The sequence below is a fragment of the Streptomyces sp. NPDC085927 genome (genome assembly GCF_044540975.1).
GTDB classification, from domain to species: Bacteria; Actinomycetota; Actinomycetes; order Streptomycetales; family Streptomycetaceae; genus Streptomyces; species Streptomyces hirsutus.
On the sequence record NZ_JBITSN010000012.1, the window covers coordinates 135,074 to 150,914 of the forward strand.

Here is a 15,841-nt window from a genome sequence, read left to right on the forward strand (position 1 = left end):
CTGCCGGCTCTTGACCCGATCGGGTTGCCGGATGCCCTCGAATGCCTCTAAAGAAGCGAGAGTTGGGTCGGGCCCGAAGTAGAGGAATCGGAGTGTCGGGAGGCGGAGGGGCCGGAGGCGGAAGGCCCGGAAGCGGAGGGCCCGGAGGCGGAGGGTCCGGAGGCGGAGGGTCCGGAGGCAGGGGATCCATGGTCCGGAGAGTCGGTCACCGGGTGTCCGGCGGGCCGGAGGCGGTGGGGCATCTCCGCGCGGGTGGGGCCGATGCCGTACTCACGGGCCAGGTCGTGGACCTGACGGGTGATCCTGCGCTGGTACCACTTCGGGGCGTAGGCGCCCTCCGCGTACAGCCGCTCGTACCGGTTCACGAGGTACGGATGGTGCCGCCCGAGCCAGGACATGAACCACTCGCGGGCCCCCGGCCGCAGGTGCAGCACGAGCGGCGTGACGGAGGTGGCGCCCGCCGCGGCGATCGCCCGCACGGTGGCCCGCAGTTGCTCCGGCCGGTCGCCCAGGAAAGGGATCACCGGTGCCATCAGCGCCCCGCAGCCGATCCCGTGGGCGGCGAGCGTGCGCACGACCTCCAGCCGGCGCTCCGGGGCGGGCGTGCCCGGCTCCACGGTGCGCCACAGTCCGGTGTCGGTGAAGCCGACGGAGACCGAGATGCCGACGTCGGTGACCTCGGCGGCCTGCCGCAGCAACTCCAGGTCACGCAGGATCAGCGTGCCCTTGGTGAGGATCGAGAAGGGATTCGCGTGGTCGCGCAGCGCGGCCAGGATGCCCGGCATCAGCCGGTAGCGGCCCTCCGCGCGCTGGTAGCAGTCGACGTTCGTGCCCATCGCTATGTGCTCGCCCTGCCAGCGCCGGGCGGCGAGCTGACGGCGCAGCACGTCGGGCGCGTTCACCTTGACCACGATCTGGCTGTCGAAGCCGATGCCCGTGTCGAGGTCCAGATAGCTGTGCGACTTGCGGGCGAAGCAGTAGACGCACGCATGCGTGCACCCCCGGTAGGGGTTCACGGTCCATTCGAAGGGCATGCGGGACGCCCCGGGCACCCGGTTGAGGACCGAGCGGGCGCGGATCTCGTGGAAGGTGATTCCGGCGAACTCCGGCGTGTCGAAGGTGCGGGTGGTCACCGCGTCCGCGCCGAACAGTGCGGCGTCGGCCCGGCTGTGTTCGGAGTCCGGGGTGAGGTTCTCCCAGCGCATGACGCCTCCTCGGTGTACTGGCCCAAGCACGGGCTCACACAATAGAACAAGTGTTCCCTTGATCGCGCGAACGACTGGTTTGAGCACACTCCCGATCACTTCCGGACTCCCGATTTGGGGGGCCGGGCGAGGGGGTGGTTGGCTTGTCCCGAACCCCCGAGAACCCATGTCCTGGAGGAAAGCGATGGCGCAGGTCGAGGCCACTACGGAGCGGATCGTCGTGGCGGACGCGGAGACGGTGTTCGATGCCCTCGCCGACTACAGCGGCACGCGCGGGAAGCTGCTGCCGGAGCAGTACAGCGAGTACGAGGTCCGCGAGGGCGGTGACGGCGAGGGCAGCCTCGTCCACTGGAAGCTCCAGGCCACCAGCAAGCGCGTCCGCGACTGCCTCATGGAGGTCACCGAGCCGAGCGACGGCGAACTGGTCGAGAAGGACCGCAACTCGTCCATGGTCACCACCTGGCGCGTCACCCCGGCCGGGGAGGGCAGGTCCCGGGTCGTGGTGACCACCACCTGGACCGGCGCCGGAGGCATCGGCGGCTTCTTCGAGAGGACCTTCGCCCCCAAGGGCCTCGCGCGCATCCACGACGCGCTGCTCGCCAACCTCGCCACCGAGGTCGAGAAGTAACCGCCGAGGTGAAGCGGCCGGCCCGGCCGTATCAAGGGCCGGGCCGGCTCCCCTCACCGGTTCGAGTGATCTCCGTACGAACCTTCCGTGTGCCGTAACTCGTCGCGCTCGCTCCTGGTTGTCGCTTTCACGCGGGAACCGTGCGGCAGCGCGACGAGGGGAGCGGCACGTGGGCGGGATCACACTGACACAGGACGAGCCGGCCGCGGCGGCAGCGCCGCCGGCCGAGCACCCGCCCCCGGACCGGTTCCCCGGGCCGGAATCCGCCGGCCGTCCGGGGCACGGTGCGGATCCGGGGCCGGGTCGGGGACGGGATTCCGGGCAAGGACAGGGGCAGGGCGGCCCGGGGCTGAGCCCGCGCAGGGTGCGGCTGGTGTTCCTCGCGCTGATGCTGGCGCTGCTGCTCGCCGCCCTCGAGCAGATGATCGTCGCCACCGCGCTCCCGAAGATCGTCGGCGAACTGCACGGTCTGGACCGGATGTCCTGGGCGATCACCGCCTATCTGCTCACCGCCACCATCGGACTGCCGGTCTACGGCAAACTCGGCGACCTGTTCGGGCGCAAGGGCGTCTTCCAGTTCGCGATCGTCGTCTTCGTCGTCGGCTCCGCACTCGCGGGCCGCGCGCAGACCATGGACCAGCTGATCGCCTACCGCGCGGTGCAGGGCGTCGGCGCGGGCGGCCTGATGATCGGGGTCCAGACGATCATCGCGGACATCGTGCCCGCACGGGAACGCGCGCGGTTCATGGGCCTGATCGGCGCCGCCTTCGGTCTCGCCTCGGTCGCCGGACCGCTCCTCGGCGGCTACTTCACCGACCATCTGTCGTGGCGCTGGTGCTTCTACTTCAACGTGCCCCTCGGCATCCTGACCCTGCTCGTCGTCGCCCTGGTGCTCAAACTCCCCAAGCCGGCCGCCCGAGCCCGCCTCGACGTCCTCGGCGCCCTGCTGCTGGCCGCCGCCTCCACCTGCCTGGTGCTGCTGACCAGCTGGGGCGGGACCGAGTACGCCTGGGACTCGCGCGTCGTCCTGGGCCTGGGCGCGGGCGCGGCGGCGGCCACCCTGCTCTTCCTCGTCGCCGAGCGCTTCGCCGCCGAACCCCTCATCCCGCTGAGGCTGTTCAGGGACTCCGTCTTCAACATCGCCGGCCTGGTCGGCCTGGTGATCGGCGTCGCCCTGTTCGGCGCGGCCAGCTATCTGCCGACGTACCTGCAAATGGTCGACGGAGCCACCGCCACCGAGTCGGGCCTGCTGATGCTGCCCATGATGGCCGGCGTCGTCGGCGCCTCCGTCGCCTCCGGACAGCTCATCAGCCGCACCGGCCGCTACCGGATGCACCCCCTCCTCGGCACCGCCCTCTCGGTCGCCGGCATGTGGCTCCTGTCCCGCCTCGAGCCCGGCACACCCCGGCTGCACTACAGCATCTGGATGGCCGTGCTCGGCACCGGCATCGGCATGGTGATGCCGGTCCTCGTCCTCGCCGTGCAGAACTCCGTACGCCCCGCCGACCTCGGCACCGCCACCAGCGCCAACAACTACTTCCGGCAGATCGGCGGCAGCGTCGGCGCCGCCGTCTTCGGCACCCTCTTCGCCGGCCGGCTCAGCGACGCCCTCGCCGAGCGGCTTCCCGCGGGGGAGGACGCCGGGCTGCCCGACGCCGAGTCGATCACCCCGCAGCTCGTGCACGCGCTGCCACCCGCACTGCGCGACCTCTACATCCAGGCCTACGCCGACGCCATGCCGCGCATCTTCCTCCACCTGGTGCCGGTCCTCGTCCTCGGCCTGCTCATCGCCTTCTTCCTCAAGGAGAAACCCCTGGTGTCCCACTACGCCCCCACCGCCGACCCGGCAGCGGACGCACCGCACGTCACGGCGCCCGCGCCGCAGGCCCTCCCCCGCCCCGCGGACGGGGGGACCCCCGCCTCGCTCCGCTCGCCGCACCCCGCCGGCATCGCCGTCTGCGGCACCGTCCAGCATCCTGACGGGACCGTCGTGCCGCGCGCCGCGCTCACCCTCATCGACGTCGCCGGGCAGCAGATCGGGCGGGGCGCGAGCGGCGCCGACGGGCGGTACGCGCTGGCCACGCCCGGCTCCGGCTCGTACGTCCTGATCGCGGCCGCGGGCGGGCACCAGCCGCAGGCGGTCTCCGTGACCGTCGGCGAGCGGCCCGTCGAACTGGACGTCGTCCTCGGCGGCGCGGGCCGCCTCGCCGGCAGCGTGCTCACCGCCGACGGATCGCCCGTACGGGACGCCATCGTGACCCTGACCAACGTGCACGGGGAGGTCGTCGCCACCACCCGCAGCGACCGGGAGGGCGGCTACGAGATCACCGAACTGGTGGCCGGCGAGTACACCCTCGCCGCGAGCGCGCCCGCCTTCCGCCCGGCCGCTCTCCCCGTCACCGTCCAGGCGGCGCGGGAGACCCGCCAGGACGTCGAACTGGCCGGCGGCGCCGTGCTGCGCGGCACCGTGCGGGGCAGCGCGGGACGGGCCGTGGAGGACGCGCGCGTGACCCTGCTGGACGCGGCGGGCAACGTGGTCGACACCCTCACCACCGGGCCGGACGGCACCTTCCGCTTCGTCGACCTGTCGTCCGGCGAGTACACCGTCATCGCCGCCGGTTACCCGCCGGTCGCGACCGTCCTCCAGGTCGCCGGAGGGGACCGCACCGAACGGGACCTCCAGCTGGGACACGAGGACTGAGGCACAGGAGCGGGCCAGGGGCGGGGACGGGAACGAGGCCGCGAACGAGGTGGCGAACGGACGTCCGTGCAGGTAGTGCGCTCCGGTGCGAACGCCGGCGGTCAATTCCCGTATTGCCTCACATCGCAACCAGCCGTGCCCGTACGGTGGTGCGGCGGTACAGATCTTGGGATCCGTGGGGAGAGAGGGCCTGGGCCATGGACCGTGGCACCGAGCGGGACGCACCGGCCGGCCGAGGAGCCGAGGACGGCGCGGTGACCGAAGGCCTCGGTGCCGGCCGGATCCCGCTGGCCGTCGTCGTCGTGGACCGCGACGGGCTGGTCTCGCACTGGAGTACAGGCGCACGGCGCCTGTTCGGGCTGTCCAAGGACGACGCCCTCGGCCGCCCGGCCGTCGATCTGCTGCCGGTCTCCGGCGCCCTCCCCGGGGACGAGGAGGAGAGAGAAGCCGGACGGCACGGTGCGTACGCGTCGTACGCGGACCACGACGGTCTCGGCCCCGGTTTCGAATCCTCCCTCGACCGGGGCCTTTCCTGTCCGGCCGCGGGCCGTGCCCGCCTCGCCGCCCCTGCCTCCGTTCCCGCTCGCGAGTCCGGCGCCGGGCCCGGATCCGGCTTGGCGCCCGGGTCCGGGGCAGGGCGTGTCGACGTGCTGTGGTGGGCCTACCCGCTGGTCGGCCCCGGCAGCGAGCGGCTGCTGGTGCTCGCCGCCGACGCGGACGCGCTGCACGGCGACGGGACGGAGGCGTTGGAGCGGATCGCCCCCGGATTCGCCCCGCACACCGACTTCCCCGGCTCCGCGGACCTGGCCCGCCGGCTCCCCGAGATCCTGCCCGGCATGAGCGTCGGGGAGAGCGCCCGCATCGCCGCCCAGATCCTCGACATGGGCTGCCCCGTCCTGGAGTTCAGCAGGAACGAGCGAGTGCCCGTCACCCCCGACTGGGGTGTGCCCCGCCGCGCCGAACGCGAGGCGCGTCGTGAACGGGCCGCACGGGCCCGCGCGGCCGGCGAACCCGTGCCCGAGGACCAGCGCGCCGAGGCCGAGGACCTCGAGTACGCCGCCGTCCGCGAACACCTGGAGTTCCTCAACGAGGTCAGCTCCCGGATCGGCACCTCCCTCGACCTGTCCCGCACCATCGTCGAGGTCGGCAAGGCCGTCGTGCCCCGCTTCACCGACGTCGCCGGCACCTATCTGCGCGAACAGGTCGTCGCCGGTGAGGGCTTCGACGAGGGCGTGCCCGACACCACCACCATGTGGCACCGGGTCGCCCTCGAGCACACCGACGAACCCGGCCGCTGGGACGACGTCGTGCCCGTCGGCGAAGCCATGTCCTTCCCGGCCCACACCCCGTTCTTCCAGTGCATGACCACCGGCGAGCCCGTCCTCGTGCCGCGCATCAGCGAGCAGATGGGGGATGCCGTCGCCTCGCAGTTCGAGAAGCGCGACATCCGCCCGCTGATCACCGGCCGTTCGATGCTCGTCGTGCCGCTGAAAGCGCGTCAGGTCGTCCTCGGGTTCATGATCCTGCTGCGCCATCCGGAGCGGCAGGTCTTCAACGACATGGACCGCGTCACCGGCGCCGAACTCGCCGCCCGCGCGGGCCTGGTGCTCGACAACGCGCGCATGTACACCTACCAGGAGAACGTCGCCGAGACGCTCCGGGACAGCATGCTCCCGCACCTCCCGCCACGCATGGCGGGCTGCGACATCGCCACCCGCCATCTGCCGGGCACGCTGCCCGGCCGGGTCGGCGGCGACTGGTTCGACTCGGTGAAGCTGCCCGGCGCCCGCACCGCCCTCGTCGTCGGCGACGTCATGGGCCACGGCCTGAACTCCGCCGCGACGATGGGCCGGTTGCGCACCGCCGTGCAGACCATGGCGGGGCTCGACCTGCCGCCCGCGCAGTTGCTGCGCAACCTTGACGACCTTGCCCAGCGGCTGGGCGACACCCACCTGGCGACCTGTCTGTACGCCGTCTACGACCCCATCGCGAGCGAGCTCCACCTCGCCAACGCCGGACATGTCCCGCCCGTCCTGGTCCGTGCGGCGGACGGCCGCGGCGAACTGCTGGATCTGCCCACCGGTGCCCCGATCGGCGTCGGCGGTGTGCCGTTCGAGTCCGTGCGCGTGCGTGTGGAGCCCGGCGACCGGCTGGTGATGTGCACCGACGGGCTGGTCGAGGCGCGCGGTGAGGACATCGGTGTCGGCCTCGCGGCCCTGTGCGCATCCGCCGCCCACCCGGCCGCGTCCATGGACGACGCCTGCGACACCATCATCCGCGCCCTCGCTGTGACATTCTCAGAAGCGGGGCGTGGCGGCCGCAAGGACGACGTGGCCCTGCTGATGGCACGCCTGAGCGGCATCGAGCCCGACCACGTCGCCGAGTGGCGGCTGGTCCCCGACCCGTCGGAGGTCGCCCGGGCCCGCGCCATGGTCCGCGAACAGCTCTACGAGTGGGGCCTGGAGAAGCACGTCGACAACGCCGAGCTGATGGCCGGGGAACTCGTCACCAACGCCGTACGGCACGCCCACGCACAGCCCGTCGCGCTGCGCCTGGTCCGCGGCGACACCCTGCTGTGCGAGGTGGAGGACGACGACCACGAACTGCCCACCCTCCTCCACGCCGGGCCGGCGGACGAGTCCGGGCGGGGGCTGCGGGTGGTCAGCAGGCTCGCGCGGGAGTGGGGCAGCAGCCGGACCCCTTCCGGCAAGAGCGTCTGGTTCGAACTGACGCTGCCGCGCCGCTGATCCGGCACGCTTCCCGCCCCCGCCCCCCGCCTCCTGTTCGACGCGAGTGGACGACCGGCCGACGCGAACGGGGGCTCGCGCGACGCGAACAGGGGCTCATCCGAGGCGAACGAGGCGTGAAGGAATGCGCGGTGTCCTTGTCGGTGCGCCCCGGCGCGCGATACACCGTACCGGCCCGTCACGTGGGCGGATCCGCTTCACACCCTGGGGAGTTGGGCATGAGCGTGACCAGTCGGTACCGGGAGGCGTGGGAGGGCTTCCGGCGCGAGGCGCCGGGCGGGCAGGGAGGTGTGTTCCGGGACGCGGAACCCAGCCTGACCGTCGCCCGCCACCTCGCCCTGTGCGAACCGTAGCTGATCGGACTGCCCTCCGGCTGGTACGTGACGGGACGTGCCGGGTGACCGGAGCCCGTGGTCCGGATCGGACCCGACTCGCGGTCTGCGGCGTGGTATAGGGGCAGGTGGGAGGCGGTCCCGTGCGTCCTGTACCGTCATTGGTCTGGGCCGGTGAGAGTTTTCCACAGGCCTGGCAGAGCTTTGACGGCACGACGTAGCGTGAGGCGCATGAAGATCCTCATCAGCGCCGACATGGAGGGCGCCACCGGTGTCACCTGGCCGGCCGACGTGTTGCCGGGCACCCCGCAGTGGGAGCGCTGCCGGTCCATGTTCACTTCCGACGTCGACGCCGCCGTGCGGGGCTTCTTCGACGGCGGCGCCGACGAGGTGCTGATCAACGAGGCGCACTGGACCATGCGCAATCTCCTGCTGGAGCGGCTCGACGAGCGGGCCGAGATGCTCACCGGACGGCACAAGTCGCTGTCCATGGTCGAGGGCGTGCAGCACGGCGACGTGGACGGCATCGCGTTCATCGGCTATCACGCCGGCGCCGGCATGGAGGGCGTCCTCGCCCACACCTTCCTCGCCAACTCCATCACCGGGGTGTGGCTGAACGGCGAGCGGGCGAGCGAGGGCCTGCTCAACGCCGCCGTCGTCGCCGAGTACGGGGTGCCGGTCGTCCTGGTCACCGGCGACGACGTGGCCTGCGAGGACGCGCTCGGCTACGCACCGGAGGCGCTGAAGGTCGCGGTCAAGGACCACGTGTCGCGGTACGCGGCGGTGTGCCGGACCCCTGCCCGGACGGCCTCCGACATCCGTGCGGCGGCCAAGGACGCCGCCGCGCTCGCGGTGCGCCACGAGCCGGTGACCGCCGGTCCCTTCACCGTCGCGGTGGAGTTCGACGCCGAGCATCTGGCCATGGCCGCCACCGTCGTGCCGGGCGTGACCCGGGCCGGCGAGCGGAAAGTGGCATACACCAGCGGGACCATGTACGACGGGATCCGCACCTTCAAGGCGGTCACCACGATCGCCTCGGCCGCGGTGGAGGAGCAGTATGGCTGACGAACACGCTCTGGACGAGGTCGTGACCTTCACGTCCGACCTCATCAGGATCGACACCACGAACCGGGGCGGCGGTGACTGCCAGGAGCGGCCCGCCGCCGAATACGCGGCGGAGCGGCTGGCCGGAGCGGGCCTGGAACCGGTGCTGCTCGAGCGCACCCCCGGCCGGACCAACGTCGTCGCGCGCCTCGCGGGCACCGACCCCACGGCCGACGCGCTCCTCGTCCACGGTCACCTCGACGTCGTACCGGCCGAGGCGGCCGACTGGAGCGTGCACCCCTTCTCCGGCGAGGTGCGCGACGGGGTGGTCTGGGGGCGCGGTGCCGTCGACATGAAGAACATGGACGCGATGATCCTCGCCGTGGTGCGGGCCTGGGCCCGCCAGGGCGTGCGGCCCCGGCGCGACATCGTGATCGCCTTCACCGCCGACGAGGAGGCCAGCGCCGAGGACGGCTCCGGCTTCCTCGCCGACCGGCACCCGGAGCTCTTCGAGGGCTGCACCGAGGGCATCAGCGAATCGGGCGCCTACACCGTCCACGACGGCTCCGGCCGGCAGCTCTACCCGATCGCCGCCGGGGAACGCGGCACGGCCTGGCTGAAGCTCACCGCGCACGGGCGGGCCGGCCACGGCTCCAAGGTCAACCGGGACAACGCGGTGACCCGCCTCGCGGCCGCCGTCGCCCGCATCGGAGAGCACGAGTGGCCGCTGCGGCTCACCCCGACCGTCCGCGCGGCACTCACCGAACTCGCCGCCCTGTACGGCGTCGACCCCGACCTGTCCGACGTGGACACGCTGCTCACCAAGCTGGGGCCGGCCGCGAAACTCGTCGAGCACACCCTCCGCAACAGCAGCAACCCGACGATGCTGGGCGCCGGCTACAAGGTCAATGTGATCCCCGGCCAGGCCGAGGCGTACATCGACGGACGGATCCTGCCCGGCGGCGAGGACGACTTCCGCGCCACCCTGGACCGGCTCACCGGGCCCGGCGTGGACTGGGAGTTCCACCACCGGGAGCCGGCCCTGCAGTCGCCGGTGGACTCGACGACGTTCGCCCGGATGCGGGCCGCGGTGCAGGAGTTCGCACCCGAGGGGCACCCCGTGCCGTACTGCATGTCCGGCGGCACGGACGCCAAGCAGTTCTCCCGCCTCGGCATCACCGGCTACGGCTTCGCCCCGCTGAAGCTGCCGGAGGGCTTCGACTACCAGGCCCTCTTCCACGGAGTCGACGAGCGCGTCCCGGTCGAGGCGCTCCACTTCGGCGTCCGCGTCCTCGACCGGTTCCTGCGGACGGCCTGAGCCCATGGGGGAGACGGTGCGAACCCTGCCGTACGGTGAGTGGCCCTCGCCCATCGACGCGGCCACGGCCGCGGCGCACGACGGAAGCCCCGAGTACGTGGGATTCGTCGGGGACGAGGTGTGGTGGACCGAGCCCCGGCCCGCCGAAGGAGGCCGCCGCACCCTGGTGCGCCGGCACTCCGACGGCACCGAGGAGTCCGTCCTGCCCGCGCCCTGGAACGTGCGCAGCCGGGTCCACGAGTACGGCGGACGGCCCTGGGCCGGCTTCGTACGGGACGACGACCCGCTCGTGGTGTTCGTCGACTTCGCCGGCCAGCGCCTCCACCGGTACGAACCGGGCGGTGAGCCGCGACCGCTGACCCCGCTCTCCCCGGTGGGGCAGGGACTGCGCTGGGCCGAGCCGACCCTGCTGCCGGACCGCGGCGAGGTGTGGTGCGTCCTGGAGGAGTTCACCGGCGACGGACCCGATGACGTACGCCGTGTCCTGGCCGCCGTACCGCTGGACGGCTCGGCCGCCGACGACCGCGGTGCCGTGCGCGAACTGACCGACGACCGGTACCGGTTCGTCACCGGGCCGCGCCTCTCGCCCGACGGGCGGCTCGCCGCCTGGCTGGCCTGGGACCATCCCCGCATGCCCTGGGACGGTACCGAACTCCGCCTCGCCGACGTCGCCCCCGACGGCACCCTGCGCGACGCCCGCACCGTGGCCGGCGGCCCGGGGGAGTCGGTCGCCCAGGCCGACTGGACGCACGACGGCCGGCTGCTCCACACGAGCGACCGCACCGGCTGGTGGAACCTCTACCTCGACGGCGAACCCGTCTGCCCGCGCGAGGAGGAGTTCGGCGGGCCGCTGTGGAAGCCGGGGTCGCGCTGGTTCACCCCGCTGGACAGCGGCCTGATCGCCGTCGTGCACGGCCGGGGCGCCGCCACGCTCGGCATACTCGACCCGGAGAGGGGCGAGGTCGTCGACGCGGCCGGACCCTGGACCGAGTTCACGCCCACGCTCGCGGCCCACGGCGAGCGCGTCGTGGCGGTCGGAGCGAGCCCGCGCAGCGCCCACGAGGTCGTCGAGCTGGACACCCGGACCGGCAGGGCCCGGGTGATCGGCACCCCGCACGAGGACGCCGTGGACCCCGCCCACTACCCGCAGCCGCAGGTCCGCACCTTCACCGGGCCGGACGGCCGCGAGATCCACGCCCAGGTGTACCCGCCGCGCAACCCCGGCTGCACCGGGCCCGACGGCGAGCTGCCGCCGTACGTGATCTGGGCGCACGGCGGGCCCACCGGCCGGGCACCGCTCGTCCTCGACCTCGAGATCGCCTACTTCACCTCGCGCGGCATCGGCGTCGCCGAGGTCAACTACGGCGGCTCCACCGGCTACGGGCGCGCCTACCGGGACCGGCTGCGCGAGCAGTGGGGCGTGGTCGACGTCGAGGACTGCGCCGCCGTCGCCCTGGCACTCGCCGACGAGGGCACCGCCGACCGCGACCGGCTCGCCGTCCGCGGCGGCAGCGCCGGCGGCTGGACCACGGCCGCCTCCCTCACCACGACCGACGTCTACGCCTGCGGCACCATCATCTACCCGGTGCTCGACCTGACCGGCTGGGGCCCGGGAGAGACCCACGACTTCGAGTCCCGGTACCTCGAGAGCCTCATCGGCCCGCGCGCCGAAGTCCCCGAGCGGTACGCCGAACGCTCGCCCGCCGCACACGCCGACCGGCTCACCGCGCCGTTCCTGCTCCTCCAGGGCCTGGACGACCGGATCTGCCCTCCCGTGCAGTGCGAGCGGTTCCTCGCCCGCCTGGGGGGCAAGGCCGTGCCGCATGCGTATCTCACCTTCGAGGGAGAGGGACACGGCTTCCGGCGCGCCGAGACCATGGTGCGCGCACTGGAGGCCGAACTGTCCCTGTACGCCCAGGTGTTCGGACTGTCGGTACCCGGCGTGCCGGTCCTGGGGCTGACCCGACGAGCCGGAGCGCACCGATGAGCCGGAGCGCACCGATGAGCCGGGCCGCGTGGACGAGCCGGGCCGAGCCGTTGCGGCGGCCGTCCCGGATCGGCCCCGGCGCCCGGGTGGCCGTCGTCGCGCCCAGCGGGCCCGTGCCGGAGGAGCGGCTGCAGGCCGGTCTCGACGTGCTGCGCGGCTGGGACCTCGACCCGGTGGCCGCCCCCCACGTCCTGGACCGCCACGGCGAGTTCGACTATCTGGCCGGCACCGACGCGGACCGGGCCGCCGACCTCCAGGCCGCCTGGTGCGACCCCGCCGTGGACGCGGTGATCTGCGCCCGGGGCGGCTACGGCGTGCAGCGCATGGTCGACCTGCTCGACTGGCCGGCGATGCGGGCCGCCGGACCGAAGGTCTTCGTCGGGTTCAGCGACATCACCGCCCTGCACGAGGCGTTCGCGGCCCGGCTCGGCCTGGTCACCCTGCACGGGCCGATGGCGGCGGGCGTCGACTTCCTCAAGAACACCCGCGCGCAGGAGCACCTCGAGGCGACCCTGTTCGCCCCCGAAACCGTCCGCACCCTGGCCTCCGACGGCACCGCGCTGGTCCCCGGCCGGGCGCGCGGCGTCACGCTCGGCGGCTGCCTCGCCCTGCTCGCCGCCGGCCTGGGCACCCCGCACACCAGGTCCTCCGCGCGCGGCGGGCTGCTGTGCCTGGAGGACGTGGGGGAGGAGCCGTACCGGCTCGACCGGTACCTCACCCAGCTGTCGCGGGCCGGGTGGTTCGAGGGGGTGTCGGGACTGCTGCTCGGCTCCTGGGCACAGTGCGGCCCGTACGAGAAGGTCCGGGCGCTGCTCGCCGACCGGCTCGGCGGTCTCGGCGTGCCCGTGGCCGAGCAGTTCGGGTTCGGGCACTGCGACGGGGCACTCACCGTGCCGTTCGGCGTCACGGCGGAACTCGACGCGGACGCGGGCACCCTGACGCTCGACGAACCGGCGCTGAGCTGAGCCCGCCCCGCACCCGGAACCCGACGTAGGCTGGCACGGTGCCGCACCCCGCTTCCCGCTACCTCGCCGAAGGCCCCCGTGTGGGCATACGCCACTTCGCCCACGCGGACAGCGCCGAGTTCACCGCCCGTGCCCGGGAGAGCAAGGACCTGCACCACCCCTGGCTCTTCCCGCCGGAGAGCGCCTCGGCGTACTCCGCGTACGCGCAGCGGCTGATCGAGGACCCGGCCAAGGCCGGCTTCCTGGTCTGCGAGAAGGCGGACCCCGGCGCGGGCCCGGACGACGGGGGCCGTGACGGTTCCATCGCCGGGTTCATCAACATCAACAACATCGTGCACGGCGCGTACCAGTGCGGCGTCCTGGGGTACGGCGCGTTCGCGCACGCGGCGGGGCGCGGGCTGATGAGCGAGGGGCTGGACCTCGTCGTACGGCACGCGTTCGGACCGATGCGGCTGCACCGGCTGGAGATCAACGTGCAGCCCGCCAACGCCGCCTCCATCGCCCTGGCCCGTGGCCGCGGATTCCGGCTGGAGGGGTTCTCGCCGGACATGCTCTTCATCGACGGAGCCTGGCGCGACCACGAACGCTGGGCCCTCACCCGCGAGATGCGGGAGCCGCACTGATCGCGCCGGCGCGTACGGCGCCCCGCGTCCGCAAGGCCGCCGGCGTCGCCTCGCTCCGGTCCGTGTCTCCCCGCCCGGGCGGGGAGACACGGACCGGAGCGGAGCGGGACGGGTACGGACGGAGCCGTGGCCGGACGGGTCAGACGGCGAGGCGGTCCGCGTACTCGTAGACGGCACCGTCCGGGTGCCGCGCGATGAGGTTGCGGCCCACCGGTGTGGGGAGCGGGCCCGCGATGATGTCCGCGCCCATCTCGGCCAGCACCCGGCCGGCCTCCTCGACGTCCTTCACCGCGATGGTAGCCGCCACCTTGCGCAGCACGTCCAGTTCGGCCGCGGGGCCGCTCATCAACAGGAAGCAGCCGACGGCGGCCACGTGGACACCGGCCCGCTCGAAGCGCAGGGCCCTGCCTCCCGCCAGCCGCTCGTAGAAGGGGATCGCGGTCTCGATGTCGTCGACGCAGACGCGCAGGGTGGCACCCAGAATCTCCATGGCGACGAGCCTAGTTGGGGAACGGCGTTACGCGCGCGGGGCGTTGGGTACCCGGGTGTCATGCAGCGTTTGGAGCACATGCAGCATCTGGACAAGCACCTGGTCGACGAGTTGGCGCAGGTGGCCCGAGAGAGCGTACGCGACGAGCTGCGTGAACAGGCACGGGGGCAGCGCCGCAAGGCCGCCCTGTACGGCGCGTCCGGCGCCGTCGCCCTGTACGCGGGCGCGGCCGTCGCCCTGGCCGTGGGTCTCGCCCTCGCCCTGGTTCTGCCGGACTGGGCCGCCGCGCTGATCACGGCCGTGATCCTGGGTGTCCTGGCCTACGCACTGCGGAACGCGGCCCGTCCCTCGCCCGGGCGCGGGGCCGCCGGGCAGGCGCCCGTCCCCGGGCAGCAGGACGCCGGGCGCGGGCGTGCCGGTGGCGTCGCTCCGCCGGTGCCGTCGACGCCGCCCGCCACGGACGCCGTACCACCGCGGCCGAACACCCCGGCCCCCGGTGCGCCGGGCCCCGATGTGCCGGGCCCCCGGGCCTGACCGGCCGCGAGGAGGGCCCCGGACGAGACGGCGGAGGCACGGACCACGGTCCGTGCCTCCGCCGTGCCGCCTCCTCACCGGGTCACCGGACCACTGGGCCACTGGTGACCGGGCGTCACCAGGTCACTGGGCCTGCAACTGCGGCAGCACCTTCGAACGGTAGAAGTCGAAGAAGCCGCGCAGATCCGGGCCGATCTGGTGGACGTGGACGAGGTCGAAGCCCGCGTCCGCGAACCGGCTCAGCTCGGCGACGTGCTCGTCCACGTCGTCGCCGCACACCCGGCTGCGCCGCACCATGTCCTCGGTCACCAGGGACTGCGCCTGCTCGAAGTGTTTCGGAGAGGGCAGCACCTGGCTCAGTTCACCGGGCAGCTGTTCGTTCGCCCAGAGCCGGTGGACGGTGCGGACGCACTCCTCGCGGTCGGTGCCGTAGCAGACCTTGGTGCCGCCGGCGACCGGCTTCCCGCCGCCCCCGCCCTTGCGGAACTGCTCCACCATCGAGGCGTCGGGCATCATCGTGATGTAGCCGTCGCCCACCCGGGCCGCCAGTTTGGTCGCCGCCGGACCGAAGCCGGAGATGTCGATCCGAACGGGCTCGTCCGGGACGGTGTAGAGGCGGGCGTTCTCCACGGTGTAGTGCGTGCCGTGGTGGTTGACCTCCTCGCCGGAGAACAGGCGGCGCATCACCTGGATGGCCTCCTCCAGCATGTCCAGGCGCACGTGCGCGGGTGGCCACGCGTTCCCGAGGATGTGCTCGTTGAGGGCTTCGCCGGTGCCGACGCCCAGCCGGAACCGGCCGTCCGTCATCACCGCGCTCGTCGCGGCGGCCTGAGCCACCACCGCCGGGTGCGTTCGCACCCCCGGGCAGGTCACCGCCGTCTGGACGGGCAGGGACACCGCCTCGGACAGCGCGCCGATCACCGACCACACGAAGGGGCTCTGCCCCTGCTCGTCGTTCCACGGATGGTAGTGGTCCGAGATCCACAGTGTCTGGAATCCGGCCTGTTCGGCCATCCGCGCCTGCTCCACCAGCTCGGCGGGACCGTACTGCTCGCATGAGAGGAAATAACCGTACTCGGGCATGGGGGTGCCTCCGAGACAGGGGCGGTTCGGGTCCGGCCCCGGGTACCCGGGGGCCGGAGCGGAAACCGGCGGCAGGCCCGGGGCGGAAGCCTGCGGACGTTTGGCGACCCCGGCCAGGGGGACGCGGAAGTCTCCCGAGGTACGTGACGACAGCCCCGGAGGCGAACCGTGAGTCGACCCCGCA

General features: G+C 73.0%; 12 protein-coding genes and 1 pseudogene. 10 read left to right on the plus strand and 3 right to left on the minus strand.

What is annotated here, in order from left to right; all coding sequences use genetic code 11:
* Positions 1-47: 47 nt before the first annotated feature.
* Complete coding sequence (locus ACIF80_RS27415) at positions 48-1,205, minus strand: Rv2578c family radical SAM protein (protein ID WP_399809599.1); 1,158 nt, start codon at positions 1,203-1,205, stop codon at positions 48-50.
* Positions 1,206-1,389: 184 nt separating this feature from the next.
* Here ACIF80_RS27415 and ACIF80_RS27420 point away from each other — a divergent pair, with 184 nt between their 5' ends.
* The 9 genes and pseudogenes from ACIF80_RS27420 (at position 1,390) to ACIF80_RS27460 (ending at position 13,550) form a co-directional block, all read left to right on the plus strand.
* Positions 1,390-1,833: an SRPBCC family protein gene (locus ACIF80_RS27420; RefSeq protein WP_332431799.1), complete on the plus strand. Its 444-nt coding sequence runs from the start codon at positions 1,390-1,392 to the stop codon at positions 1,831-1,833.
* 169 nt (positions 1,834-2,002) lie between these two features.
* Positions 2,003-4,534: an MFS transporter gene (locus ACIF80_RS27425; protein WP_399809601.1), complete on the plus strand. Its 2,532-nt coding sequence runs from the start codon at positions 2,003-2,005 to the stop codon at positions 4,532-4,534.
* A 197-nt stretch (positions 4,535-4,731) separates the two neighbouring features.
* Positions 4,732-7,281, plus strand: coding sequence for a SpoIIE family protein phosphatase (locus tag ACIF80_RS27430; RefSeq protein ID WP_399809603.1), 2,550 nt, complete (start codon positions 4,732-4,734; stop codon positions 7,279-7,281).
* 218 nt (positions 7,282-7,499) lie between these two features.
* Positions 7,500-7,631, plus strand: a pseudogene (locus ACIF80_RS27435) (SAM-dependent methyltransferase); the annotation flags it as partial.
* Between the two features lie 213 nt (positions 7,632-7,844).
* Positions 7,845-8,678 carry a M55 family metallopeptidase gene (locus tag ACIF80_RS27440; protein WP_399809605.1) on the plus strand — a complete coding sequence of 278 codons (834 nt, stop codon included), beginning with the start codon at positions 7,845-7,847 and terminating at the stop codon, positions 8,676-8,678.
* The gene (locus ACIF80_RS27445) at positions 8,671-9,975 is read left to right on the plus strand and encodes a M20/M25/M40 family metallo-hydrolase (RefSeq protein WP_399809607.1); all 1,305 of its coding nucleotides are present in this window, start codon (positions 8,671-8,673) and stop codon (positions 9,973-9,975) included. The genes ACIF80_RS27440 and ACIF80_RS27445 overlap by 8 nt, the downstream gene beginning before the upstream one ends.
* Positions 9,976-9,979: 4 nt before the next feature.
* Entirely contained in the window at positions 9,980-11,962 is a 1,983-nt protein-coding gene (locus ACIF80_RS27450; protein WP_399809609.1) for a prolyl oligopeptidase family serine peptidase, read from the plus strand.
* The gene (locus tag ACIF80_RS27455; protein ID WP_399809611.1) at positions 11,959-12,927 is read left to right on the plus strand and encodes an LD-carboxypeptidase; all 969 of its coding nucleotides are present in this window, start codon (positions 11,959-11,961) and stop codon (positions 12,925-12,927) included. Before ACIF80_RS27450 ends, ACIF80_RS27455 begins: the two co-directional genes overlap by 4 nt.
* A gap of 38 nt (positions 12,928-12,965) precedes the next feature.
* Positions 12,966-13,550, plus strand: coding sequence for a GNAT family N-acetyltransferase (locus ACIF80_RS27460; protein ID WP_399809613.1), 585 nt, complete (start codon positions 12,966-12,968; stop codon positions 13,548-13,550).
* 139 nt (positions 13,551-13,689) lie between these two features.
* Here the strand turns inward: ACIF80_RS27460 and ACIF80_RS27465 are convergent, their stop codons facing one another.
* On the minus strand, positions 13,690-14,040 hold the full coding sequence (locus ACIF80_RS27465) for a VOC family protein (protein ID WP_399809615.1): 351 nt from the start codon (positions 14,038-14,040) through the stop codon (positions 13,690-13,692).
* A 60-nt stretch (positions 14,041-14,100) separates the two neighbouring features.
* On the opposite strand from ACIF80_RS27465, the gene ACIF80_RS27470 reads away from it, so the two are divergent.
* Positions 14,101-14,574: a phage holin family protein gene (locus ACIF80_RS27470; protein ID WP_399809617.1), complete on the plus strand. Its 474-nt coding sequence runs from the start codon at positions 14,101-14,103 to the stop codon at positions 14,572-14,574.
* Positions 14,575-14,697: 123 nt separating this feature from the next.
* On the opposite strand, the gene ACIF80_RS27475 is transcribed toward ACIF80_RS27470, so the two are convergent.
* Entirely contained in the window at positions 14,698-15,657 is a 960-nt protein-coding gene (locus ACIF80_RS27475; RefSeq protein ID WP_399809619.1) for an LLM class F420-dependent oxidoreductase, read from the minus strand.
* Between the last annotated feature and the right edge of the window lie 184 nt (positions 15,658-15,841).

Excerpts from the sequence above, each read along its gene's own strand:
- ACIF80_RS27415 (WP_399809599.1), bottom strand. The coding sequence starts at position 1,205 with ATGCGCTGGGAGAACCTCACCCCGGACTCCGAACACAGCCGGGCCGAC.
- ACIF80_RS27465 (WP_399809615.1), bottom strand. The coding sequence starts at position 14,040 with ATGGAGATTCTGGGTGCCACCCTGCGCGTCTGCGTCGACGACATCGAG.
- ACIF80_RS27475 (WP_399809619.1), bottom strand. The coding sequence starts at position 15,657 with ATGCCCGAGTACGGTTATTTCCTCTCATGCGAGCAGTACGGTCCCGCC.
- ACIF80_RS27450 (WP_399809609.1), top strand. The coding sequence starts at position 9,980 with ATGGGGGAGACGGTGCGAACCCTGCCGTACGGTGAGTGGCCCTCGCCC.
- ACIF80_RS27470 (WP_399809617.1), top strand. The coding sequence starts at position 14,101 with ATGCAGCGTTTGGAGCACATGCAGCATCTGGACAAGCACCTGGTCGAC.
- ACIF80_RS27445 (WP_399809607.1), top strand. The coding sequence starts at position 8,671 with ATGGCTGACGAACACGCTCTGGACGAGGTCGTGACCTTCACGTCCGAC.
- ACIF80_RS27440 (WP_399809605.1), top strand. The coding sequence starts at position 7,845 with ATGAAGATCCTCATCAGCGCCGACATGGAGGGCGCCACCGGTGTCACC.
- ACIF80_RS27455 (WP_399809611.1), top strand. The coding sequence starts at position 11,959 with ATGAGCCGGAGCGCACCGATGAGCCGGGCCGCGTGGACGAGCCGGGCC.
- ACIF80_RS27430 (WP_399809603.1), top strand. The coding sequence starts at position 4,732 with ATGGACCGTGGCACCGAGCGGGACGCACCGGCCGGCCGAGGAGCCGAG.
- ACIF80_RS27420 (WP_332431799.1), top strand. The coding sequence starts at position 1,390 with ATGGCGCAGGTCGAGGCCACTACGGAGCGGATCGTCGTGGCGGACGCG.